This window comes from Pseudomonas sp. LBUM1657 (assembly GCF_059716075.1).
This window is the reverse complement of record NZ_CP166799.1, coordinates 1,881,057-1,905,099: the sequence shown is the minus strand read 5'-3', so window position 1 is coordinate 1,905,099 and position 24,043 is coordinate 1,881,057. Positions and strand designations below refer to the sequence as shown.

25 protein-coding genes and 1 tRNA gene are annotated in these 24,043 nt (G+C 58.1%); 4 read left to right on the top strand and 22 right to left on the bottom strand.

The window, feature by feature from the left end; translation table 11 throughout:
• Positions 1 to 344: 344 nt before the first annotated feature.
• The 9 genes from ACA055_RS08770 to ACA055_RS08730 form a co-directional block, all read right to left on the bottom strand.
• A complete protein-coding gene (locus ACA055_RS08770; RefSeq protein WP_497683264.1) occupies positions 345 to 557 on the bottom strand; it encodes a hypothetical protein in 213 nt (70 codons plus the stop codon).
• Between the two features lie 96 nt (positions 558 to 653).
• Entirely contained in the window at positions 654 to 836 is a 183-nt protein-coding gene (locus ACA055_RS08765; protein ID WP_497683263.1) for a hypothetical protein, read from the bottom strand.
• A gap of 126 nt (positions 837 to 962) precedes the next feature.
• Positions 963 to 1,397: a glycine zipper domain-containing protein gene (locus tag ACA055_RS08760; RefSeq protein ID WP_497683262.1), complete on the bottom strand. Its 435-nt coding sequence runs from the start codon at positions 1,395 to 1,397 to the stop codon at positions 963 to 965.
• 194 nt (positions 1,398 to 1,591) lie between these two features.
• A complete protein-coding gene (locus tag ACA055_RS08755) occupies positions 1,592 to 1,963 on the bottom strand; it encodes a bacteriocin (RefSeq protein WP_497683261.1) in 372 nt (123 codons plus the stop codon).
• A 313-nt stretch (positions 1,964 to 2,276) separates the two neighbouring features.
• Complete coding sequence (locus ACA055_RS08750) at positions 2,277 to 2,465, bottom strand: hypothetical protein (protein ID WP_497683260.1); 189 nt, start codon at positions 2,463 to 2,465, stop codon at positions 2,277 to 2,279.
• Positions 2,466 to 2,611: 146 nt separating this feature from the next.
• The gene (locus ACA055_RS08745) at positions 2,612 to 2,932 is read right to left on the bottom strand and encodes a YbjQ family protein (RefSeq protein WP_497683259.1); all 321 of its coding nucleotides are present in this window, start codon (positions 2,930 to 2,932) and stop codon (positions 2,612 to 2,614) included.
• A gap of 35 nt (positions 2,933 to 2,967) precedes the next feature.
• Positions 2,968 to 4,305 (bottom strand): serine hydrolase domain-containing protein, encoded by a 1,338-nt coding sequence (locus ACA055_RS08740; protein ID WP_497683258.1) that lies wholly within the window; start codon positions 4,303 to 4,305, stop codon positions 2,968 to 2,970.
• Between the two features lie 172 nt (positions 4,306 to 4,477).
• The gene (locus ACA055_RS08735; protein WP_497683257.1) at positions 4,478 to 5,380 is read right to left on the bottom strand and encodes a universal stress protein; all 903 of its coding nucleotides are present in this window, start codon (positions 5,378 to 5,380) and stop codon (positions 4,478 to 4,480) included.
• Positions 5,381 to 5,608: 228 nt separating this feature from the next.
• Positions 5,609 to 5,698: transfer RNA gene (locus tag ACA055_RS08730), tRNA-Ser, on the bottom strand.
• Between the two features lie 308 nt (positions 5,699 to 6,006).
• Between ACA055_RS08730 and ACA055_RS08725 the strand changes: the two genes are divergently transcribed.
• The 3 genes from ACA055_RS08725 (at position 6,007) to ACA055_RS08715 (ending at position 8,751) form a co-directional block, all read left to right on the top strand.
• Positions 6,007 to 6,696, top strand: coding sequence for a crotonase/enoyl-CoA hydratase family protein (locus ACA055_RS08725; protein WP_497683256.1), 690 nt, complete (start codon positions 6,007 to 6,009; stop codon positions 6,694 to 6,696).
• Positions 6,697 to 6,910: 214 nt separating this feature from the next.
• The gene (locus ACA055_RS08720) at positions 6,911 to 7,633 is read left to right on the top strand and encodes a lysophospholipid acyltransferase family protein (RefSeq protein ID WP_497683255.1); all 723 of its coding nucleotides are present in this window, start codon (positions 6,911 to 6,913) and stop codon (positions 7,631 to 7,633) included.
• Between the two features lie 146 nt (positions 7,634 to 7,779).
• Positions 7,780 to 8,751, top strand: coding sequence for a magnesium and cobalt transport protein CorA (locus ACA055_RS08715; protein WP_497683254.1), 972 nt, complete (start codon positions 7,780 to 7,782; stop codon positions 8,749 to 8,751).
• A gap of 146 nt (positions 8,752 to 8,897) precedes the next feature.
• Here the strand turns inward: ACA055_RS08715 and ACA055_RS08710 are convergent, their stop codons facing one another.
• From ACA055_RS08710 to ACA055_RS08700, 3 genes are all read right to left on the bottom strand, one after another.
• Positions 8,898 to 9,626: an amidotransferase gene (locus ACA055_RS08710; RefSeq protein WP_497683253.1), complete on the bottom strand. Its 729-nt coding sequence runs from the start codon at positions 9,624 to 9,626 to the stop codon at positions 8,898 to 8,900.
• 96 nt (positions 9,627 to 9,722) lie between these two features.
• On the bottom strand, positions 9,723 to 11,867 hold the full coding sequence (locus tag ACA055_RS08705; RefSeq protein WP_497683252.1) for a 3-hydroxyacyl-CoA dehydrogenase NAD-binding domain-containing protein: 2,145 nt from the start codon (positions 11,865 to 11,867) through the stop codon (positions 9,723 to 9,725).
• A 24-nt stretch (positions 11,868 to 11,891) separates the two neighbouring features.
• Positions 11,892 to 13,097, bottom strand: coding sequence for an acetyl-CoA C-acetyltransferase (locus ACA055_RS08700; protein WP_497683251.1), 1,206 nt, complete (start codon positions 13,095 to 13,097; stop codon positions 11,892 to 11,894).
• Between the two features lie 602 nt (positions 13,098 to 13,699).
• Here ACA055_RS08700 and ACA055_RS08695 point away from each other — a divergent pair.
• Positions 13,700 to 14,521, top strand: coding sequence for a c-type cytochrome (locus ACA055_RS08695; protein ID WP_497684375.1), 822 nt, complete (start codon positions 13,700 to 13,702; stop codon positions 14,519 to 14,521).
• Positions 14,522 to 14,633: 112 nt separating this feature from the next.
• On the opposite strand, the gene ACA055_RS08690 is transcribed toward ACA055_RS08695, so the two are convergent.
• The 10 genes from ACA055_RS08690 to ACA055_RS08645 all read right to left on the bottom strand — a co-directional run bounded on the left by ACA055_RS08690 (position 14,634) and on the right by ACA055_RS08645 (position 23,785).
• Complete coding sequence (locus ACA055_RS08690; protein WP_497683250.1) at positions 14,634 to 15,443, bottom strand: transglutaminase family protein; 810 nt, start codon at positions 15,441 to 15,443, stop codon at positions 14,634 to 14,636.
• Positions 15,440 to 16,390: an alpha-E domain-containing protein gene (locus tag ACA055_RS08685; protein WP_033055742.1), complete on the bottom strand. Its 951-nt coding sequence runs from the start codon at positions 16,388 to 16,390 to the stop codon at positions 15,440 to 15,442. The genes ACA055_RS08690 and ACA055_RS08685 overlap by 4 nt, the downstream gene beginning before the upstream one ends.
• Positions 16,391 to 16,402: 12 nt before the next feature.
• On the bottom strand, positions 16,403 to 17,812 hold the full coding sequence (locus ACA055_RS08680; RefSeq protein WP_497683249.1) for a circularly permuted type 2 ATP-grasp protein: 1,410 nt from the start codon (positions 17,810 to 17,812) through the stop codon (positions 16,403 to 16,405).
• Between the two features lie 398 nt (positions 17,813 to 18,210).
• The gene (locus ACA055_RS08675; RefSeq protein ID WP_497683248.1) at positions 18,211 to 18,552 is read right to left on the bottom strand and encodes a ribonuclease E inhibitor RraB; all 342 of its coding nucleotides are present in this window, start codon (positions 18,550 to 18,552) and stop codon (positions 18,211 to 18,213) included.
• Positions 18,553 to 18,766: 214 nt separating this feature from the next.
• Entirely contained in the window at positions 18,767 to 19,000 is a 234-nt protein-coding gene (locus ACA055_RS08670; RefSeq protein WP_497683247.1) for a hypothetical protein, read from the bottom strand.
• Positions 19,001 to 19,207: 207 nt separating this feature from the next.
• Complete coding sequence (gene speE, locus ACA055_RS08665) at positions 19,208 to 20,083, bottom strand: polyamine aminopropyltransferase (RefSeq protein WP_497683246.1); 876 nt, start codon at positions 20,081 to 20,083, stop codon at positions 19,208 to 19,210.
• 260 nt (positions 20,084 to 20,343) lie between these two features.
• A complete protein-coding gene (locus ACA055_RS08660; RefSeq protein WP_497683245.1) occupies positions 20,344 to 20,535 on the bottom strand; it encodes a PLDc N-terminal domain-containing protein in 192 nt (63 codons plus the stop codon).
• Between the two features lie 82 nt (positions 20,536 to 20,617).
• Positions 20,618 to 21,148, bottom strand: a complete 531-nt coding sequence (locus ACA055_RS08655) for a hypothetical protein (protein WP_497683244.1) — start codon at positions 21,146 to 21,148, stop codon at positions 20,618 to 20,620.
• A 183-nt stretch (positions 21,149 to 21,331) separates the two neighbouring features.
• Positions 21,332 to 21,850 (bottom strand): ankyrin repeat domain-containing protein, encoded by a 519-nt coding sequence (locus ACA055_RS08650; protein ID WP_017339632.1) that lies wholly within the window; start codon positions 21,848 to 21,850, stop codon positions 21,332 to 21,334.
• Between the two features lie 96 nt (positions 21,851 to 21,946).
• Positions 21,947 to 23,785, bottom strand: a complete 1,839-nt coding sequence (locus tag ACA055_RS08645; RefSeq protein ID WP_497683243.1) for a long-chain-acyl-CoA synthetase — start codon at positions 23,783 to 23,785, stop codon at positions 21,947 to 21,949.
• Positions 23,786 to 24,043: the final 258 nt, after the last annotated feature.

Sequence of the window (24,043 nt, the reverse complement as noted above, 5' to 3'; positions counted from 1 at the left end):
TTCCACCGCTCATGGACCCGCTTCCCGCCCCCGGGCTTGTGCTGCTCCCGCTTGCATCGCCGCCATTCCCACCATCAATAGTGCCAGGGGAAGGCGTTTTTCCGTCCGCGGAACCTGCGTTCATCTCCGTACCCGGCGGCATACCGCCTTTATCAACTGGCGCACCGGACCCGGCGATCGCGGCCAATGAACTGACCGACAACACGCCGGCTAACGTCAGCGCCGTCATTTTTGATCTGGTCATGATGCATCTCCTTTAAAGGGTGATCACCTGACTTCTGGCAATGCTCATTTTTCAAAGTTGCCGCTCAATCGACGAGCGGCGCCACGCCACGGGGCACGCGTCAACTCAGTTCGCCAGGCTCTTTTCCGGCAATGTCCGGGTCTTTGGGGTCCGCTTCAATGTCCGTGCGCTTCACATCTTCGTTCGGCACCTGCTCTATGCCGGCGTCATCATCGTCCGGCGGACGCTGGTCGCGGGGAAGAGGATCGGTCGGTGAAGGTAGCGGGTATTCAGGGGTTTCATCGATGTCGGAGACTCTTGGATCAGCGTTCATAAAGCACCTCTCGAAGGGCCTGAAAAAGCAGGCCCTGAAGTTTCGAGGGTTGGTGCAGACGGACGTTCGATCAAAGGGACAATCGGTCGGTCCGAATCAATCTTCGTCCTCTTCCTCTTCTTCAAAATCGGTCTGGCCTACATCACCCGCATCATCGGCATCATTGAGCGGCACTGTTGCGTCATCCATCAGTGAGCCTGGGTCTTCGTTACCTGGATCGTTAATGAACGGCAGTCCGCTCGGGCCTTTTTCTTCCTTGCCTTCGGTTTCAGGAGTCATGGCATGCCTCACAACATTCAGGGGTGTATGAAGTTCGAGGCGACCTGCGACCAAACGTTCCGAGTCCTGGTGACAGAAACGAAAAACCCGGCACTAGGCCGGGTTCTGCAGTCGCTCAATATCGAACTAGTGACGCTTGTTCTTGTGCTTATTCTTGTACTTATTGTTGTGTTTATGGCCACCACCGGAGTGGGACTTGCCACTGTCGCTGCCGAGATTGTTGCCGACAGCACCACCCGCTGCGCCGCCGAGGCCTGCGCCAATCGTCGAACCGGTCGAACCGCCCAGGCTGTTGCCGATCACGGAGCCACCCGCCGAGCCCAAACCACCGCCAATGGCTGCTTCAGTGCGACTGCCTTTCTGTGCGCCGACAGCGCTACCGGCTGCGCCGCCCACACCCGCGCCAATTGCGGCCCCCGTGCTGCCACCCATCTGTTGGCCGACCACGTTACCCAGCGCACCGCCAATACCACCGCCAACTGCTGCGGTACCGTCGCCGGCAGCCATTGCACCTTGAGCGACCAAAAGTCCCAGAACCACTGTGGACAATGTCAAACGCATGATATGAACCTCTAAGTTCCGCATCGGGGGAAAGAGAACGCGCTGCGGATAGGCCGTGAGTCTAGCATCTGCGCCCAGTGAAGCCCGCAAGCGTTAAGGGTTGGACAACAGAAGTTTCAAAGCGGACGTTGAGGAAATATGCAGATACGAAAAGCCCGGCATGATAGCCGGGCTTTTCGGTTGATCCATCAAGATCAGTGACGCTTGTGACCTTTGGACAGGTTGCTGCCCACGCCGCCACCCAATGCGCCGCCCAAACCTGCGCCGATGGTGGAACCGGTCTTGCCGCCCAGGCTGTTGCCGATCATCGAACCGCCGGCCGCGCCGACACCGCCACCAATCGCTGCCTTGGTGCGGCTGCCTTTGCGTGCGGCGACAGCACTGCCAGCTGCGCCTGCTACGCCTGCACCAATCGCTGCGCCGGTGCTGCCGCCCATGCTCTGGCCGACCACGTTGCCCAGCGCGCCACCCAGACCACCACCGATCGCGGCCGTGCCATCACCAGCAGCCATCGCACCTTGAGCAACCAGAAGCCCAAGAACCAGAGCAGGCAGTGTTAAACGCATGACGAAAACCTCAAAAATAGGGGGAAACCGAAAGCCGGGGATTTAATGCTTTAGCGGAGGCAGCGTCCACACAAAAACTTTCCGCATCTCGCCATCAGCGACGGTTGGACAGCATTTATCGAAAAGGTTTTATGACAGGCAAAAAAAAGCCCGCTGGGGAAACGGGCCAGGTGTTGCTTTCTAACGGATGAGCTGAGAATACGGACGGCGGTGTGAAAACTTTGTGAAAGACACCTCATTAAACATTCGCGATCACAATAATCTTTCAGACATAAAAAACCCCGCTCAATGACGGGGTCTGTCCGATGGTTCGTTACTTCCTGGCAGGTGCCGCTACCTTGGGTAAAAATTTCGACTTCGGCCCGCGACTCACCGTGGATTTGATTTTGCCGACTTCAGTCTGGTCTTCACCGAAACCCGCCACGTACTCCGTCTGGCCACACTGCACGCAATTGTTGATCGGAAACTCTGCCCCGTCGTCCTCGATATACGGATCAGTCATATTTTCGCCCCTCTCAAAAACGGGATCGATACCGGCAAGCCCTATTTGCCTGAAAAATATCGACCACCAAGGATTCTGAGACTAGTCGGTCATTACTGGACTTGTAATTCAGATTGCCCAGCGCCCGACGAATGGCCGCTCCCGGCTCACCTCAATTTGACCGCCGTCCCGGTCACAAACACCACCACCATCCCGCCCTTCCCGGCCGGCATGCTGATCTCATAGTCGATCCCGACCACTGCATCTGCCTGAAGCGCCCGCGCCCGTTCCTTGAGCTCATCAGTGGCCTGAATCCGCGCTTCCTTCAACGCCCGTTCCAAGGTCTGTGAGCGCCCACCGAAAAAATCCCGCATCCCTGCGAACAGATCGCGAATGACGTTAACGCCCTGTACCGACTCGGCGCTGACGATGTCCAGGTAGGCGGTAATGTGTCGGCCTTCGATGGTGTGGGTTGTGGTGGTGATCATGAGATTTCCTTTTTCATAGCCTTGGAGATATTGACTCAAGGCAGCCTGGACAAATGCTGAGCCAACGCATCAAACGCCGGCAACGTCACGGGATCGTTGGCTGAGTTGCTGGCAACGGGATGAGAAGCGTACCGGACAATCACCATCTCGGCCTTCGGATCGACATAGATACGCTGCCCATGGACGCCACGAGCCATGAATGCGCCGTCCTCCTTGTCCGTCACCCACCACATCGACCGATAACTCCAGCCTTTAAGCAAGTCATAACCGGCCTTGGCAAATGCCTGTTTGTCGCCGCCACGGCGAATGTCATCCACCACCGCCTTGGGCACGATCTGCTGACCATTGAATTGGCCGTCATTACGCAGCATCTCGGCAAACCGCGCGAGGTCGCGCAAACCCGTATTCAAACCGCCGCCGGCAAACGGGGTGCCGATGGAGTCCACCGTGAAATAGGCGTCCTGCTCCATCCCCAGCCGACTCCAGATGCGCTCCGACAACAACTGCGCGACGTTCCGACCGGTGACGCGGGCGATCACCCAACCCAGTACGTCGGTGTTGACGGTCTTATAGCCGAACGCCTTCCCGTGTTCGCCTTGCAGCTGAACCGTCTGCAAAAACTCGAAGTAACTTCGCGGACCGGTGTAGTCCTTAGGCTTCGGCAAAGGACTACCCGCTTTTGCATGGGCCCAGACTTCGGCGTTCGGGTCCGCATAATCCTCGCTGTATTTGAGGCCGGTGGTCATATCGAGGACCTGACGCACCGTGGCGCTGCCGAAAGCAGAAGCCGCGAGTTCGGGCACGTACTCGGCGACGCGCTTGTTCGCATCGATTTGCCCTTGTGCCACCAACATCGCCCCCAACGTGCCGATCATGGATTTGGTCACCGACATCGCCGCGTGCAGCCCTTCAGGTTTCAGCACGCCGAAGTAACGTTCGTAAACAACTTGCCCGCGATGCATCACCACGATCCCGTCGGTGTAGGTAGCCGCGAGGGATTGATCCCAGGTCATCGAAGCCTTCGCACCCAGTGGCGTGAAGCTGATGGCGTCGATGTCTTTGCGCAGCGCGGTTTCCAATGGCACCGGTGCGCCAAGCCCGCGTGAAACATTGATAGTTGGCATGAGTTGGCGGAAGTTCGAGACGCTCCAGCGCATCGCCGGGAACTGGAAATAGCTGCCATCTTCAAACCGCACGGTGCGATCGGCGGGCGGTGGAGAGCCAACCATCCAGCCGAGTTTTTCGGGGTCACTGGCTGCGGCATCGGGGAAAGTTGTGGCGGTGGATGCGGTGACCAGCGATGACAGGAAGCACATCAATAGAGCGGTCGCGGGTTTGGCAATTCGCAGGGAGACAGCGCGAGTGCGGGACATGGTGTCGATTCCTTTCGAGGGGCCTGGCAGTCTAACAGGCTGAAGGAAGCAGCTTGGAGACGGGACTTTTGGCGGCAAACAGTAAAGTCCTACAGTTTTTAAGGAACAAAAAATGGGCGCCCAGAAAAGTCGCCCATTTTGATTTCAGGGAAAGGGGTTTCCCGCGCGCCATCTATCGATCCACTTGCCCTCTGATGGCGAGAACGTTGCAGGGCACTTTGTACAGGATGTGCTCTGTGGTACTGCCGACCCACTGATGCAGCCCTTTACGGTGCGCACTTCCCATCACGATCACATCGGCGCGGTTGTGGGCAGCAAAGTCAGCGATCGCCCTGGTGGGAGGGCCGTCAATACAGTGTTGTCGCTCAGGTGGTACACCGTAGTGATCGGCCAATGCCCTGAATGACTTGTTCAGTGACCGACGCACGTCGCTGTTGAAGCCTGGCATCGTCACGGCGCCGGCACCTGCGTCAGAGATATGTGTTTGTGAGAGATCGCAGGCATACAGCAGGTGCAATTCAGCATTGCACTGCATTGCCATTGAGTTTGCAGCCTGAATGATGCGGTCGTTAATTCCGGTGATCTGGGTTTCTGGCTGCGACGGATCAACTGCCGCCACGACCACTCGCGGAAGCGGACACCTGACTTCGCTGACCAGATGTACAGCCACCGGGCATTCGCGCAACAGGTGCCAATCCAACGGCGTAATGAAAACGCGCTTGAGCGCTGACTCGTGTTGCACGTCCTTGATAACCAGGTCTGGCTGCATTTCTTCTACATGCTGAAGGATTTCTTGCAGAGCATGGCGAGTTATCTGTACTTCGGTGCTCACCTTTACACCGCTGCTGCGTATGAGATCGGCCTCATCCTGCAGCCACTTCTGGCTCTCTTGCCGACAGGTCTCACGAAACTTCTCACTTCCGCCGATCAAGTTCATGAGGGTGAAGTCATCGAAAAACACCGTGATATGCAGCGAGGCGCGTGTGGCCTGGGCAATGGCGACTGCCCGCTGCAGCGCCGGCGTGTGGCGCAGGGTTGGACCGGCTATCAGAAAGAGTCGTTGATACTCGCTCATGTCGCACCTCCAAGCGTTCAGGGAAATCCGCTAGCTCCCCCCAGCTCTTCACGCGTCACAATCACTGTGATCGGCTATTGCCTCACTACTTCAATATACGCCTGCATTCATTTAACGAGCAGTCTGCTAATGCCGACCTGCGAAACTCAACGACTTTAATTTTCAGACGCCAGAAACCACAAAACCCCTGACTTCTTTCGAAATCAGGGGTTTTGGTTACATCGAATTTGGCGGTGAAGGAGAGATTCGAACTCTCGATACAATTTCTTGTATACACACTTTCCAGGCGTGCTCCTTAAGCCACTCGGACACTTCACCGTATCTCGTCAAACATATTCAGTCTGTCGAGGCGCGCTAATGTAGTCGAAAGCTTTTCTGATGGCAAACTTTTTTTTCAGAATTTTCATGCGGTTAGCGTTTTAGTCGTTCCGGCAGATTCCGGACCATGGCAAACCTGCCAATCTCCGGCTTCGCGACCGCTTCTATATAGAGGGGAATGCGCGGCAGGCATGGCGGGCTACGCTTGCCGGGCGGGTAAAGGGTGACTGGTGGGTCAGTCACGGCGCTTTACCTGGCCTACGGCGGTGGGTAACGTCTGCCTCAACTTTCATACAAGGAATAGCGTCATGAGTGAGTTGATTTCCTACCATCTCGAAGACGGTATCGCGACCCTGACCTTGAGCAATGGCAAGGTCAATGCCATCTCTCCGGACGTGATTGCTGCGTTTAACGCTGCGCTGGATCAGGCGGTGACCGATCGTGCGGTGGTGATCATTACCGGTACGCCAGGGATTCTGTCGGGCGGCTACGATTTGAAGGTGATGACCTCCGGCCCTAAAGAGGCCGTTGCGCTGGTAACTGCGGGCTCGACCCTGGCGCGTCGCCTGCTGTCGCATCCGTTCCCGGTGATCGTGGCGTGTCCTGGGCATGCGGTCGCCAAAGGCGCGTTCCTGCTGCTGTCGGTGGATTACCGGATTGGTGTCGACGGCCCGTTCAGCATTGGTCTGAACGAAGTGCAGATCGGCATGACCATGCACCACGCCGGTATCGAGATCGCGCGTGATCGTCTGCGCAAGTCGGCGTTCCACCGTTCGGTGATCAATGGCGAGATGTTCAACCCGCAGAGCGCCGTGGATGCCGGCTTCCTCGATGTGGTGGTGTCGGCCGAGGAGCTGCAAGGCGCAGCGCTGGCGGCGGCACGTCAGCTGAAAAAGATCAACATGACCGCCCACAAGAACACCAAGCTCAAAGTGCGCAAGGCATTGCTGGAGACCCTGGACAACGCGATCATCCAGGATCAGGAACATTTGGGTTAAGCCCGAACCTGCAATACCGAAAAGCCCGACCGTCGTGTCGGGCTTTTTCGTACGCGCTTCGCTGAAAAGCCTACAACCGCTCTAGACCGCATCTGACCCACAAGTCGGAAACATGCGCTCAAACATCGGCTATCTCCTACCTCTATAGTGGCAATTGCCGAAAACAGTGCACATCCGTACACTGCGCCACCTTTTGTCCCGGTGGGGCCTGTAAATGCTGTTTGCGTTCCGTATGTTATTGATGGGCCTACACTTTATTGTGGCGGGTGTGCTCGGGGTGATTCTCGGTCTGTGCCGACCGTTCAATCCGGACAACAGTCGTTTGTGCGCACGCCTGTACGCCTGGCCGGCGATGTGTATTTTGCGTCTGCGGGTCAAGACCGATGTCGGACCGTTGATGGATAAACCCGACAGCTGCGTGATCATCGCCAACCACCAATCCAACTATGATCTGTTCGTGTTCGGCAATGTGGTGCCCCGCCGCACCGTGTGCATTGGCAAGAAGAGCCTGAAGTGGGTGCCATTGTTCGGACAGCTGTTCTGGCTGGCGGGCAATGTATTGATCGACCGCGGCAACGCGCAGAAGGCGCGCCAGTCGATGTTGACCACGACCCATACTCTGCAAAATGAAGACACTTCGATCTGGGTCTTCCCGGAAGGCACCCGCAACCTCGGCGAAGAGTTACTGCCGTTCAAGAAAGGCGCCTTCCAGATGGCCATCGCCGCTGGCGTTCCGATCGTTCCGGTGTGTGTCAGCAGTTACGTCAAGCACATGCGATTAAACCGCTGGCGCGGTGGGAAAATTCTGATCCGTTCGTTGCCGGCCATTCCTACCGCCGGGTTGAGCCTGGATGACATGCCGCTACTGATTGCCCAGTGTCGCGAGCAGATGCGCGAGTGCATCGCCTCGATGGACCGGCAACTGCAAGCCGCTTGAAAGAAACCCGCCTTGAGCGGGTTTTCTTTTGCCTGCGAGCTTTTGCCTACGAACTCAGTAGATTTCACTGACTCTCAAGCAATAGACAAGGCTAAGCTGAACACTGCCTGCCACTGCCATCTGCGAATAAGAAGTGAACCACCATCATGGGTAGAGTTGTTGCTGCTGCGGTATACAGCGCCGGTAAGAAAGTCACCAATATCACCCTCGACGAAGGCGCTGCCTGGGCTGCAAAACCCGGTCACTTTGTGTGGATCGGCCTTGAAGAGCCGAATGCGCAGGAGCTGTTCAATCTGCAACGCCAGTTCGGCCTGCACGAACTGGCCATTGAAGACGCCCTGGAAAAGCACAGTCGACCGAAACTCGAAACCTTCGGCGACGCACTGTTTATCGTCACGTATTCGCCTATCCGCAATGAAGGCAAACTGGAGTTCATCGAGACTCACATCTTTGCCGGCAACGGTTACATCATCACCGCCCGCAACGGTCATTCGGCTTCCTACGCCTATGTCCGGCAGCGTTGTGAGGCGCGTCCGCTGTTGCTCGAGCACGGGGAAGATTTCGTGCTCTATGCCATCCTCGATTTTGTGATTGAAAACTACCAGCCAATGGGCGAAGCGATCCATGCGGAGATCGATGAGCTGGAACGCAACGTCATGTGCAGCTCCCTGAACGAGCGTGACATCCAAAAACTCCACAGTCTGCGCCGTGATGTATTGCGCTTGCGTCGGTATGCGGCGCCGATGGTGGAGATTGGTGAGGAACTGCAAAAGCTGAGCTTTCCGTTTATCGACAAGAACATGCGCCCGTATTTTCGCGACGTGCAGATTCACGTGACGCGGCAGATGGAAGACCTGACGACCCTGGCGGACATTGCCAGTCAGACGATTGAAGTCGGGGTATTGCTGGAGGCCTCACGCCAGAGCGTGGTGCAGCGCAAGTTTGCCGCATGGGCGGCGATACTGGCGTTTCCGACGGCGGTGGCGGGGATTTACGGGATGAATTTCCAGAACATGCCGGAGTTGACCTGGCATTACGGGTACTTCGGGGTGCTGGGGTTTATTGCCGTGGGTTGCGTGGGTTTGTGGGCGAGCTTCAAGAGGTCGGGTTGGTTGTAGGGGCGTGTGCTTTCAGTGAGAACCGGTTGCCCCCATTCGCGAGCAAGCCCGCTCCCACATTAAATCTCGGTCGGACATAAATTTTGTGACCACCAAAGATCAAATGTCGGAGCGGCGGTGCGACGATTCGACTTGTCACGAAGCTTTCAGCTTTTGACCGCCTCAGGCTTGTGCGCCACAAACCGCATCATCCACTCCGCTACGGTAGCGCCATGATGTTCATGCTCCAGGCTCGCCATGCCTTTCTGGTAAACCTGCTCGCCCAGCGCTTGCTGACGAAGGTCCAGTAACGCCCGGGAATAATCGTGGATGAACTCCGGATGCCCCTGGAAGCACAGCACCTGATCGTTGATGTGGTACGCAGCAAACGGGCAGAAATCACTCGATGCAATGACCGTGGCGTTTTCCGGTAGCGACGTCACCTGATCCTGGTGGCTGATCAACAGCGTCAGCTCTTCCCGCACCGGGCTCATCCAGGGGGCCTTGGCCGCGAGCTTGTAGCTGTGGGTGCCGACGCCCCAGCCTTGAGTCGCACGTTCGCTTTTACCGCCCAGCAGCAACGCCAGCAATTGATGGCCGAAGCACACGCCCAGCAGTTTGTCGCCGCGCTCGTAGCGGGTCAGCAGGTAAGTCCTGAGGGTTTCGATCCACGGGTCGGTGCCGAAGGAATCGGCCTTGCTGCCGGTGACCAGGTAGGCATCGAAGGTCAGATCATCACTCGGGTACTCGCCCTGCACCACGTTGTAGACGGTGAACTCGGCAGCGATGGGTTGCTGCGAAAACAGGCGCTGGAACATCTGCCCGTATCCCTGATATTGATCGACCAGTTCTGGACGCAGGATGTCGGTTTCCAGAATGCAGATGCGTAGCGACATAAAAAATACCTGACACGTGATGGGAATAATGCACACCCCCAGAGCCTGCCTTGAAACACAGTGGCAAGGCAAGCCCCGGAATGTGTCATCGGTCCCTTAGAATGCCTCCCCTTTGGCCGCTTTCTCCAGCAGTAACGCGGGCGGGGCAAAACGTTCGCCGTACTGCTCGGCCAGGTACTGGGCGCGGGCGACAAAGTCTTTCACGCCGTACTGGTTGATGAACTGCAGTGCACCGCCGGTCCAGGCGGCAAAACCAATACCAAAAATCGAGCCGATGTTGGCATCCGCCGTGGAGGTCAGCACGCCCTCCTCCACGCAGCGTACGGTTTCGATGGCTTGCACGAACAGCAGGCGATCACGCACATCCTTCGGCGAAATCTGCCCATCGGCTTTCTCAAAGCGGATTTTCAGTTCTGGCCACAAATGCTTCTGGCCACCGACCGGATAATCGTAGAAACCACCTCCAGCGGCCTTGCCCGGACGCTTGTATTCGTTGAGTAGTAAGTCAATCACGGCGAATGCCGGGTGCTCAATCAGCGGTTTCCCTTCTGCTTGCAGGTCTTTGGCAGTTTGCTGGCGGATATGGCTCATGAGGCTGAGGGAAACTTCGTCGGAGATCGCCAGAGGCCCGATCGGCATGCCGGCCTTGCGAGCCTCGGTCTCAATCATCGGCGCGCTCACGCCCTCACCGAGCATCGCAATGCCTTCGTTGGTGAACGTACCGAACACCCGCGAGGTGAAGAATCCACGACTGTCGTTGACCACAATCGGGGTTTTCTTGATTTGCAGTACGAAATCGAACCCGCGGGCCAGGGTTTCGTCGCTGGTATTAACGCCTTTTATGATTTCCACCAGCGGCATTTTCTCCACGGGACTGAAGAAATGCAGGCCGATAAATTTAGTCTGATCCGGCACGGCGGTGGCCAGGCCGCTGATCGGCAAGGTCGAGGTGTTGGAGGCGATGACCGCATCGGGGCCAACGATTTTCTGAGCCGCTGACGAGACTTTGGCTTTCAGTTCACGATCTTCAAACACCGCTTCAATGATCAGGTCGCAACCTGCCAGGTCGTCATCATTTTCCGTGGTTTTAATCCGCGCCAGCACCGCGTCTCGCTGCTCGACGCTCAACTGGCCGCGGGCAACTTTTTTGTCCAGCAACGCCGCTGAATGCGCCTTGCCCTTCTCCGCGGCTGCAATACTGATGTCCTTGAGCACCACGTCGATGCCGGCCGAGGCACTGACGAAGGCAATACCGGCGCCCATCATCCCCGCGCCCAGCACACCGACTTTATGCGTCACACACGGTGCAAACCCCTGGGGCCGCGAACCGCCCGCATTAATCTCATTAAGCTGAAACCAGAACGTACCAATGAGGTTTTTCGACACTTGCCCGGTGGTCAACTCGGTGAAGTAGCGGGTTTCGATCAGATGTGCCGTGTCGAAATCCACCTGAGCGCCTTCCACGGCGGCGCAGAGGATTTTCTCCGGCGCGGGCATGCAGCCTTGGGTTTTGCTGCGCAGGATCGACGGCGCAATGGCCAGCATTTGTGCGACTTTCGGGTTCGACGGCGTACCACCCGGTATCTGATAACCCTTCACGTCCCAACGCTGTACCGCGTTCGGATGGGCGACAATCCACGCCCGTGCCTTGGCCAGCAACTCATCACGATCCGCCGCCAGTTCATCGATCAACCCCGCCTGCAACGCTTGCTGCGGCCGGACCTTCTTGCCTTCGAGCAAGTACGGCAAGGCTTTTTCAAGGCCCAACATGCGCACCATGCGCACCACCCCGCCACCCCCCGGCAACAGGCCCAAGGTCACTTCCGGCAGGCCGAGTTGCACCGACGAATTGTCCAGCGCCACGCGGTAATGGCACGCCAGGCAAATTTCCCAACCACCGCCCAACGCCGCGCCGCTGATCGCGGCGACCACCGGTTTGCCGAGGGTTTCCAGGGTACGGAGTTGGCCCTTGAGGGTCAGCACCATGTCGTAGAACGCTTTGGCTTCGGGCTTGCCGACCTTGATCAACTCATTGAGGTCGCCACCGGCAAAGAAGGTTTTCTTCGCCGAGGTGATGACGACGCCGGCAATGGTGTCCTTCTCCGCAACCAGGCGGGCGACGCAGGCGGCCATGGCCTCGCGGTAGACCGCGTTCATGGTGTTGGCGCTCTGGCCCGGCATGTCGATGGTCAGGACGACGATCTGGTCCTGACCTTTTTCGTAACGAATGGCTTCGCTCATGTCACTTTTCCTTGAAGTCGGGGCTCAGAGGCGTTCGATGATGGTGGCAATGCCCATGCCGCCGCCGACACACAGCGTCGCGAGGCCGTAGCGCAGGCGTCGGGTTTCCAGTTCATCGAGCAACGTGCCAAGAATCGCGCAGCCCGTGGCGCCCAGCGGGTGGCCCATGGCGATGGAACCGCCGTTGACGTTGATCTTGTCCGGGTCGATGGCCATGTCCTTGATGAACTTCAGCACCACCGAAGCAAAGGCTTCGTTGACCTCGAACAGGTCAATGTCTTCGACCCGCAACCCGGCCTTGGCCAGTGCCTTGCGGGTGGCCGGCGCGGGACCGGTGAGCATGATGGTCGGGTCAGTGCTGGTGACCGCCGTGGCGACAATCCGCGCCCGTGGCTGCAAGCCCAGCGCCCGGCCTTTGGCTTCGGAACCGATCAGCATCAGCGCCGCACCATCGACGATCCCGGAGCTGTTGCCCGGCGTGTGAACATGGTTGATCCGCTCCACATGGCTGTAGACCCGCAGCGCCGTGGCGTCGAAACCCATTTGCCCGATCATTTCAAAACTCGGCTTGAGCTTGCCCAGGCCTTCCAGGGTTGATTCGGCGCGGATGAATTCATCGTGATCGAGCAAAATGATGCCGTTCTGATCTTGCACCGGCACCAGGGATTTGTTGAACGAACCGTCTGCCCGCGCTCGCGCAGCCTTTTGCTGGGAGTGCAACGCGTAGGCATCGACGTCCTGACGACTGAAGCCTTCAATCGTGGCGATCAGGTCAGCGCCCACGCCTTGCGGCGTGAAATGACTGTGAAGATTGGTTTCCGGGTCCAGCGCCCAGGCCCCCCCATCGCTGCCCATCGGCACCCGAGACATGGACTCAACACCACCGACCACCACCAGGTCTTCGAAGCCGGAGCGCACTTTCATCGCCCCAATGTTCACCGCCTCCAGCCCTGACGCGCAGAAGCGATTGATCTGCAGCCCCGCCACACTGACGTCCCAATCGGCCACCTGCGTCGCGCTTTTGGCAATGTCGGAGCCTTGGTCGCCGATGGGTGTCACGCAGCCCAGCACCACATCGTCGACCTGACTGGTATCGAGGGAGGTGCGCTGCTGCAGCGCCGTGAGCAACCCGGCCACCAGGTTCACCGGTTTGACGCTGTGCAAGGCGCCATCGGCCTTGCCTTTGCCGCGGGGCGTGCGTAACGCGTCGAAAATAAAAGCTTGGGTCATGACGTCCTCGAACCTGGGCGGGGAGTAAATACAGAGTTCCCACCTTAGGCCGAGCGGGCGTGGATTCAATGACCGCAGTGCTCACGGATGTTGACGGACACGCTCAGACGGACGGTAGTCGGCTATCGGATTTACCAGTTCTGGACACGAAGCTGTCTAGCAGACGGGCGTCGAAGAAGCTGGCAATAGGCCTCATATCGTTTTAAGAGCTATTTCTGACAGCTCCATACGAAATGGATCTAAAGCAAGCGTGACGCGGGCTCTAAGGTGAAGTTGTACGAAGTTGTCGTCGGGTTTTGCCGAGGCGCTCGTGCTACAGGAAGTGCAACGCTTTGCCGTCATGGAGAAATGCAGGCAAGCATCAGGAAATAACAAAAAAAGGCGGTCAGCCATGTTCAAGCAATCGAAAGTACGTCAAGCCGGGCTCATTCTTTTCGCCACTACGCTGTTGTTGATTTTGCCGAACCTGACGAAGGTGATCGGCTGACTGGAGCGCTAGGCCAAGCTGTTATTCATAAAGAATTATATCGCCTCATAAAAATGTGACTGGCTCGCTACCCGGGCCAGCGTGGGTGTGCCAACCTTTGCGGCACTTCCACGACATGGACGGCGATCACTTGAAAATGCTCATTCTGTTCGGGGCCTTGCTACTCGGCACGCCCCTCTATGCCGCACAGCTGAACCTGGAGCTGGGCGCGAAAAGTCGCACCTGGCAGACCGAGGAGTTGCTCAAGCATCCTCAGGCCCAGACCATCACCATCAGCAACGACGTTTCCTACAAACGGGACATGAGCTATCGCGCCGTTCCGTTGGCCGCTTTGTTGACCGATATCAAGCCTGAAGACCATCTGCAAGCCGTGGCCCTGGATGGTTTTGCCGCCGAACTGGCTGCAGCTCCACTGCTCGAGACCCAGGGTGCGCGAGCCTGGCTGGCGATTGAGGACCCAGCCAAACCGTGGCCGCCGCTGTCCGAAGGCAAGCCAAGTGCCGGGCCGTTTTATCTGGTGTGGGTCGATCCGCAGGCCGGCAATATCAGCCCTGAACAATGGCCGTTTCAGGTCGCCAGCATCAAGCGCATGGCGCCGGTGGCGGAGCGTTTCCCTGCTCTGCTGCCTGATCCTGCGCTGACGGCGAACGATCCGGTCAATAAGGGTTTTGCGCTGTTCCAGAAAAATTGCCTGGCCTGCCATCGACTCAACGGCGCGGGGGATGCGCAGTTCGGGCCGGATCTGAATATTCCGTTTAACCCCACCGAATACTTCGGCGCGGATTTTCTCAAGCGCTACATTCGTGATCCGCAGAGTTTGCGCCAGTGGCCGCAGGCGAAGATGCCGGGGTTTTCGGCGCAGGTCTTGCCGGATGGGGATCTGGAGATGGTGGTGGGGTATTTGAAGCATATGGCTGGGCGCAAGGTTAAACCATAGCCTTGTATTGCCTGGGCTGGCCTCTTCGCGAGCAAGCCCGCTCCCACAATAGATCTCCTGTGCAATGAAGATCCCTGTGGGCGCGGGCTTGCTCGCGAAGCGGTATCTCCAATTACTGTTGTTGCACAGAAATAACCGGCAAAGGCGTCGGCGAAACAAACACCTTCGCATGCATCTGCTCGCATCCACCGCCCCGGCGCATGCCGCGCACCGGGCAGGCATCCAGGTAATCCAGGCCCACCGCCAGTTTCAAATGACGCTCGGGCCGCGCCAGTTCATTGGTCACATCAAAGCTGTACCACGCGTCATCGAGCCAGGCTTCGGCCCAAGCGTGGCTGGCCAGGTGTTCGCAGTCCTCGCTGTACAAATAGCCCGACACATAACGCGATGGAATGCCCAGGCTGCGGGCGCAGGCGAGAAATGCATGGGTATGGTCCTGGCAGACGCCCGATCGACCGGCGAAAGCCTGGGCGGCGCTGGTGTCCACTTCGGTGGAACCTGGCGTGTAAGTCATGTGCGAGTTCAGGCCATGCATCAAATCGATCAGCGCCGTGCGATCCCGGCGCTGCTTGCATTCCTTCTCGGCAAACGCGCGCAGGGCTTCGTCAGCTTCGGTCAGGCGCGTGAATCGCAGGAACGGCAGCGCCGACTGGCTCTCATGCTCGGCTTCACGCAGTTCGTCGATGTCCACCTGGCCACGGGCGCCGATGATGATTGCCTCGTGAGGTTCGTCCATGGTCAGCACGTGCAGGATGTTGCCGAACGGGTCGAGTTGCGCACGCACTGGGCGCGGCAGGTCGAGCTGCCAGCTGAGCACGTGCTGGCGCTCGCTGTCGTGGGGTGTCAGTCGCAAATACTGGATGCTCGCCCGCACCTGATCTTCGTAGTGATAGGTGGTCTCGTGGCTAATGGAAAGTCTCATGCAGCCTCCAGGTAGGAACTGTGTATGGCATTGCCCAACTGGCGCACCAGCGGGATGAACTCGGTCAGCCAGGCGTGCAGGCCTTCGTCGAGAATTTCGGTGATGCCGGTGTAGCGCAGGCGCGCGTCCATTTCCGCCGCCAGGCGTTGCGCAGGTCGGCCGTTGGCCCCCGGCAACTGGGCGAGGATCTGGTCGATTTCTTCGGTACAAGCCCGCAGCGAACGCGGGACGTCAGCGCGCAGCAACAGCAATTCGGCCACATGCCGGGCACCGGGCGCATCGCGGTAGATCTCGGTGTAAGCCTCGAACGATGACAACGCCCGTAACAAAGCACTCCACTGGTAATAGGCGTGGGCCGTGCCGTCGCTGACTGCTTCCGCCTGATCGCCGGCCATTTCGTATCGGGCATCGAGCAGGCGCAAGGTGTTGTCAGCCCTTTCGATAAACGTCCCCAGACGAATGAAGCGGAACGCATCGTTGCGCATGATCGTGCCGTAGGATGCGCCGCGGAACAGATGGGAACGCTCCTTGATCCACTCGCAAAAACGGCTCATGCCGTAGCGACTCAAGCCTTGGTCGGCGATGCCGCGGATTTCCAGCCAGGTGGCGTTGATGTTTTCCCACATATCAGCGGTGATTCGCCCACGCACCGCATGGGCACTGGCCCGCGCGGCGCCGAGGCAGCTGTAGATGCTCGCCGGGTTGGCCGCGTCCAGGGCAAAAAAATGCAGCAGCCGTTCGGCATGCAGATCGCCGTGACGCTCCAGGTAATCGTCCAGGGTGCCGGTAATCAGCAACGGCATGGCCAGTTCGTGCAGGCCGTCACCGCGACCATCCTGAGGCATCAGCGACAGCGAATAACTGATGTCGAGCATCCGCGCGAGGTTTTCCGCCCGCTCCAGGTAACGCGACATCCAATACAAATCCGAGGCAGTTCTACTTAACATGGCAGGCTTCCTTCAATCCTCGACCACCCAGGTGTCCTTGGTTCCGCCACCCTGGGAGGAGTTCACCACCAGGGAGCCTTCGCGCAGGGCGACACGGGTCAAACCGCCGGGCACAACCCGGGTTTCGCGGCCAGACAATACAAACGGACGCAGGTCGATATGGCGTGGAGCGATGCCGTTTTCGACAAAGGTCGGACAGGTCGACAGCGACAGCGTCGGTTGTGCGATATACGCGTGGGGCTTGGCTTTGATCCGCGCGCGGAACGATTCGATTTCCGCCGCCGAAGCCGCCGGCCCCACCAGCATTCCGTAACCGCCGGAGCCCTGGGTTTCCTTGACCACCAGGTCCGGAAGATTGGCCAGCACGTGGGACAGTTCAGTGGGATTACGACACTGCCACGTCGGCACGTTCTTCAGGATCGGCTCTTCATCCAGGTAGAAACGGATCATGTCCGTGACGAATGGATACACCGACTTGTCGTCCGCAACCCCGGTGCCGATGGCATTCGCCAACACGACATTGCCAGAGCGGTAGGATGACAACAGCCCCGGTACGCCGAGCATCGAATCCGGATTGAACGCCAGCGGATCGAGGAAGGCATCGTCGAGGCGACGGTAGATCACGTCGACCGCTTTCGGCCCGTCGGTGGTGCGCATGAACACCTTGTCGTCCCGTACGAACAGATCCGCGCCCTCCACCAGTTCAACGCCCATTTCCCGAGCCAGGAACGCATGCTCGAAGAACGCGCTGTTGAAACGCCCTGGGGTCAGCACCACCACGCTCGGATTATCGATCGGGCTGGAGCTTTTCAGGGTGTCGAGCAGCAAGTTCGGGTAATGATCGATAGGTGCAATACGCTGTGCCGAGAACAATTCGGGGAACAGCCGCATCATCATCTTGCGGTCTTCAAGCATGTAGCTCACGCCGCTCGGTGTACGAAGATTGTCTTCGAGCACGTAGTACGTGCCGTCGCCATCGCGCACCAGATCGACGCCAGAGATGTGGGAATAGATATCCCGGTGCAAATCGAGCCCTTGCATCGCCAACTGGTATTGCTCGTTGGCCAGCACTTGCTCGGCCGGAATAATGCCGGCCTTGATGATGCGCTGCTCGTGATAAAGGTCAGCGAGAAACATGTTCAACGCCTTGACCCGCTGAATACAACCGCGCTCGACGACTCGCCATTCGCTGGCGGGGATGCTGCGGGGAATGGTGTCGAAGGGAATCAGGCGCTCTGTCCCTTGCTCGTCACCGTAGAGCGTGAAGGTAATCCCGGCGCGATGAAACAGCAGATCGGCCTCGCGTCGCCGTTGTGCCAAAAGCTCGTCAGGCGTTTCGGCCAGCCAACGGGCAAACTCCCGGTAATGCGGGCGGACCTGGCCGCCGGCATCGTACATTTCATCAAAATAGGTGCGGATCATGCCGTACTCCTTGTCACCCGGACATCCAGGCCTTCGCAAGGCCCGTGCCATCGGCATAAACGCTTTTATATCAATCAGTTGGATATCCGCCCCGCACGCACCGCACCAATCCTGTGCGGCAAATGCCCCCACCTGATCGCCCCCGCTTCATTGCGAAGCAATGTTGTCGCCTATCACCAGCATAGCCAGAGTTGATTTCACTGCCCGGACGGCGATGCCGATAATCCAAGCATTCGCTGAAATAGCTGACCCGACTTCCCTTTTAGCCGCCTGCTCAGGCGGTTTTTTTTGCGCCGCATTCTTGTTTCAGGGTTTTGCCAGATACTTTTCCAGTGCCCACAAACGAAAACGGCCAACCCTAAGGTCAGCCGTTACTGAGTGTTGTCACTGTTCATAAGTTATGCGAGTCGCCCTCGTACCTCCTGTTTGACGCCCCATCCTTCCATGATGCCGCCCAAAGGCTCGACCACCGCCTCGAAGCCCTGCTCAAAGTCGCCGATGCCGTCATAGGTGGCGTACATCACTTTGCTCAGTTCCAGATACCACGCGCCGTCATCGCGCACACTGATCTGTGCATTCAAGGATTCACCACAGTAATGCCCTGCCGCCCTGCGCGCCCGCTCCTCGTCCGGGAAAATGGCGTAGAACTCGATGGGATGGAACCGTGAAAAGTCGAAACCGCCTTCTTTCATGCGGCGCAGCACGCTGCTGCTGATGTCTTCTTGATAGGCTGTGCTCATGAAACGTCCCCCTCATACTGATGGATAGACTTTCCGTATTCCCGGCGCTCGCAACCGAATGGTGCGAGCGATGCGGCAACAACGTTACCGGTGGGAAGCAAGCATGTAGCTGACAAGACCAGACCTTAGCGATCCATTCGCTGATCTCGGTTGCAGAGTAGCCCCAAGTCAGAGCCGCTGCCAAGGCCTGGATGCAAATGTGACAAGAGGAGTATCAGACGGGAGTAATGCCGAGGATTTGTATGCTGTTCTGGGTTTTAAGACTTTTGACGCTCGCGTCATCGGTTCGCCCTTCCAGATCGTTCAGATCCAGTTCGGCAGCGACAGGAAGGAGCCGGGCCTTGATGAGTTTGGCGGCTTGCTCGTTGTTCGGGCACTCCTCGCACTCAAAGACTTCATCGACTGTTTCACCGTGATCATCCACGAAAGTGATTTTCCACTTTTGCATCAGTGCCTCCTCGATAAAACCCGCAAATGGGCTTACAACTATCTGGACTTTTGCCCTGACTGATCGTTCAAACGGATTACAGCGCTTAGCCTTGAAAAACCTGTGGGAGCGGGCTTGCTCGCGAAGGCGGTGACTCAGGCAACAATAATATTGACTGACACTCCCTCTTCGCGAGCAAGCCCGCTCCCACAGGCAATGCGTAAATTTTCAGTCGTTGCTTGGCTTGTTCACCGCTTGCAGCACGTATTGCGGCAAGGCGAAGGCGCCGATGTGGATTTCCGGGTTGTAGTAGCGGGTAATGATGCCGCTGCCGGCGAAGCGTTGCTGCAGGGTTTCGCGGGACAATTTGCGATAGGCGGTATTGGTCGCGCCCCAGGCAAAAGTCATGGCGCCGCCGATGTAGGTCGGCACGGCTGCCTGATAGAAGTGCCAGTCCGGGAACAGGCTACGCAGACGACCCGCGGTGGTTTTGACTTCGCCGATTTGCATGAACGGCGTGCCGTTCTGGGTCACCAGGATGCCGCCTTCGTTCAGGCAGCGACGGCAGGCCTGGTAGAAGTTTTCCGAGAACAGCACTTCACCCGGACCGATCGGGTCGGTGGAGTCAGAAATGATCACGTCGAACTTGTCGGTGGTGGTGGCGACGAAGCGCATGCCGTCGTCGATCACCAGATTCAGGCGTGGATCATCGAACGACCCCTTGGAGTGGTTCGGCAGGAACTGCTTGCACATCTCGACCACGGTGCCGTCGATCTCGACCATGGTGATGTGCTCGATGCTGCGGTGCTTGGCCACCTCACGCAGCATGCCACCGTCGCCGCCACCGATGATCAACACGCGCTTGGCGGAACCATGGGCGATGATCGGTACGTGGGTGAGCATCTCGTGGTAGATGAATTCGTCGGCTTCGGTGGTCTGGATCACGCCGTCCAGCGCCATCACCCGGCCCATGCGCGGGTTTTCGAAGATCACCAGGTGCTGGTGTTCGGTACGCACTTCGTGCAGCAGTTTTTCCATGCGAAAACGCTGGCCGTAGCCTTCGTAGAGGGTTTCCAGGTAATCGCTGGTCGGGGTGTTGCTCATGGGAAGTGCTCCGATGAATGCGGTGGCAACGGACGGTTACCCGCCCATGATGGCCAATCGATCGCCTCGATTGCCTGGGAAAGGCGCGAATTCTACGTTGCGGTAGATGACAGGTCGAAGGTCACTTGATGGCTCGACACTTCTTGTGGGAGCGTGGCTTGCCCGCGATAGGATCGCTGCGGTGTCATTGACAGACCGCGGCGTCTGCATCGCGGGCAAGCCACGCTCCCACAGGTTTGGTGTTGTTTGCGGGAAATCAGTCAGATCCGCACATTGCCCCGTGGCCCGGCGATGGCCCAGATGATCAGGCCGAGGACCGGCAGCAGCAGGATCAGCAGCACCCAGACGATTTTCATCCCGGTTGATACGCCACTTTTCAGCACGTTGATGATTGCCCAGATATCGAGGGCAAGAATGATCAAGCCAACCAGGCTGTTAAACGTGGAACCCATGGTGACGCTCCCTAAGAGTGGTTTGCACTCTTAGGATAGCCGGCCCTTGCGAGGGTTCCGTTTTATTAGCCGCGTTGGCGCTTCAAACGTGGATGGCCACTTTCAAGGCTTCCAGGGAGGGCGCGGCGGCGATGCCGACTTCGGCGCACAACTCGAGCACGCGCGGCACGTCGTTGCCAAAGACCAACACCACTTGTAGCTCATCGTCGAGCAACTGACTGAAGTTCACCAGTACGTAGCCGCCGTTTTCCTTGTTCATGCTGCTCATCTGCACCTGGATGCGATTGAGCGCGGTCAGGGCTTCGGTCTTGGCCAGTTGCTTGGGTTTGATATTGAAATCAACGCCGGGGCCGAACGAGGCGACGATCTGGGCGAACAAATCCGTGTAGGTGTCAGCCTGGAACAGCACGGTTTCCGGCAGACTGCCCACCACGACCCATTCACCCAATGGGATCGGGAAGGTGTCGTCGTAGTTGATATCCGGATTGGCCGTCAGAAAAGCCGCTGGATCAGCGTAGGCCTGGGCTGCTTCGTCAGCGACTTTCAGGATTTCGTCATCGCTCATGCACCCGGAGCTGATTTTGCTGATGAGTTCGACGAGTGCGGCTTTCATGGGGCGGAATCCTGTAGCGAGGGAAATTTGAGGGCGCGAAGGATAGCGCATTGATCGCGTTTGGCCCATTCGCGAGCAAGCCCGCTCCCACATCTGTGTCGTACACAAGAGATGCGTGTCAACACAATCCACTGTGGGAGCGGGCTTGCTCGCGAACGCTGACTGACCGACAACCTATCACTCTCAGCCCAGCAACTTCTCGAGCTGGGCAGTGGTATCCACAGCCCCCAGGGTCTTGGCGGCATCCAGTGCGGAAACACCATTGGCGTCCTTCGCCTTCGGGTCGGCGCCTTTGCTGATCAGGTAATCAACGATTTCGACGCGATTGAACATCGCCGCCATCATCAGCGCGGTTCGGCCGTCGAAAGACGAACCTTCCACTTGCGCGCCGCCTTCGACCAACGCCTTGACCACCGCAAGATCACCCTTGAACGCCGCGCCGGCAATCGGGCTCTGGCCGTTGTCGTTGCGGATTTCCGGGTCGGCCTTGTGCTCGAGCAGGACTTTTACGGTTTCCACGTGGCCATGGTAAGCGGCCAGCATCAGCAGGGTGTCGCCCTTGTGATTGCGCAGGTTCGGCGGCAGGCCTTTGGTCAGCAGCGCAGCCATCATGGCCGCATCGCCCTCGCGCGCTTTGTTGAATACCTGTTCGGCAAATTCAGCGGCTTCTTCGGGGGTCATCTGGCGGCTTTGGTCTGACATTGGGCACTCCACAGTCTGTTGTTCGCAAAGCCGACAGTTTCCCGAGCGGCCTTGAAGCTGTCACTCCTTTTTTCTCATGGACGGCCATAGCCACATTCAATAACGGTATTTGCCGCTGTGAATTTCTGCCAGCAACTGTTCGGTGACCTGCACATAAGTCTGGGTCCCCGGCAGCCAGGCATAGATCGGGTCATCGCCGGTTTTGTTCGGGTCGAAGGCTTCGTCCTTGAGTCGGGTCTTCTGGTATTTGAAGGTCCCGGTGGTCTCCATTTTCACTTTCACCCGCAGGAACAAGGGCACCGCGTAGGCCGGCATTTGCTGCCGGGCGAAGGCCAGCAACTCGCTGAAATCCAGGGTCGCCAGGGATTCGGCAGGCGTAATCGCCGCCATCCCGGCACGCCCGTTGGTGTTCTGGATTTCCACGCCGTAGGCCACGGCCTCGGAGATATTCGGGTGTTGCAGGAGGATGTTCTCGACTTCGGTGGTCGAGACGTTTTCGCCTTTCCAACGGAAGGTATCGCCCAAACGATCGACGAACTGCGCGTGACCGAACCCGATGTTACGCAACAAGTCACCGGTATTGAAATAACGATCACCCTTCTCGAACACGTCATGGAGCACGACTTTTTCGGTCTTTTGCGGATCGGTATAGCCGTCCAGAGGCGCCTTGTCGTCGATTCTCGCCAGCAACAAGCCCTGCTCGCCTTTGGTGACTTTGCGCATGAAGCCGCTGGCATCACGAATAGGCGCACCGCTGTCGTGGTCGTAGGCCGCCAACTCCCAAGACATCAAGGAAAAACCCACGGTGTTGTCGAAGTTGAGAATGTTGGTGAAGCCGATATTGCCGTCGCTGGCGGCGTACAGCTCACAGATGTGGTTCACCCCGAACCGCGTCTTGAATTCGCTCCACGCACCCGGGCGCAATCCATTGCCGATCATCTTGGTCACCCTGTGTTTACTATCGTCGGCGCTGGCTGGCTGATCCACCAGATAGCGACACAATTCACCGACGTAACCCAGGGTCGTCGCGCCGTACTTGCGCACGTCATGCCAGAACTGACTGGCGCTGAACTTGCGGCGAATGGCAAACCCCGAAGCACCGCTGATGGCCGCCCCCCAGCACACGCAGAGCCCGGTGGCGTGATAGAGCGGCAAGGTGCAATAGACGACATCTTCAGGACGCATATCCAGCGCGATCATCCCGAAGCTCGCGGAACTGCGCATCCAGCGACCGTGCTTGAAAACGCCGGCCTTGGGCAACCCGGTGGTGCCCGAGGTGTAGATGTAGAAACAAGGATCGTCGAAAAAAACCTGCCGGCTGCTGGCGGGGTTGTCGCTGGAGCTGTCGACACTGGCGGTCATCAGGTTGACGAAACCATCGGGGGCGATGCCTGGTTGTCGATAGGTGTTTTGATCGGCGACAAACCAGGTGCGTGACGTCTCGATCGACACGCGCTCACGGACCGCACCAAACGCCGGGACCAGTTCTTCCCCGACAATGATCGCCGCGGGTGCCACCAGGTTCAGGCTGTGGGCCAGGGTATCGCGAGTTTGCGACGTATTGAGCAAGGCACTGATCGCGCCGACCTTGGCCACCGCCAGTATCGTCACCAGCAGTTCCGGACGGTTCTCGATGAAGACCGCCACCACATCGCCCTTGACGATGCCTTGGGCGATCAAATGATGGGCGATGCGATTGGCCCACTGATTGACCTGTGTATACGTCAGCGTCAGCTCACCCTGCAGCAGCGCCGGGCCATCGGGATTGCGCAACGCGGCCTGCTCGAAGCTCCAGCCCAGGCCACACGGTTGGGTCGGGTCCTTGACGTTGGCGACTTTCATGCCTTTCACCACTCGGGGAATGGCTTTGGCAATGGAAGGCAACTTGCGGAGCATCATGCCCCAGGTAATCGTGTCGTTCGGCGTGCGGCTCATGTTGCTCCCGTTCGATCTTTTTATTGTCGGGCGGCGTTGATTGAACCCGAAAATACGTCAGGGGTTCTTGAGCTGTACACGCGGTTTTTGAAATGTTTTGTATCCACGGACGCTGCATTGGATTTCGAGAGCATCGCCCAGTGAATTGGTTCCATTCAATCGGAACAGATCTCGCAAAATGCAGGATGCACGATGGCTATTCATGCAGATTGCACGAAGGTCAAAAATCACCTAAAAATTAAGTAATTGATTTATAAG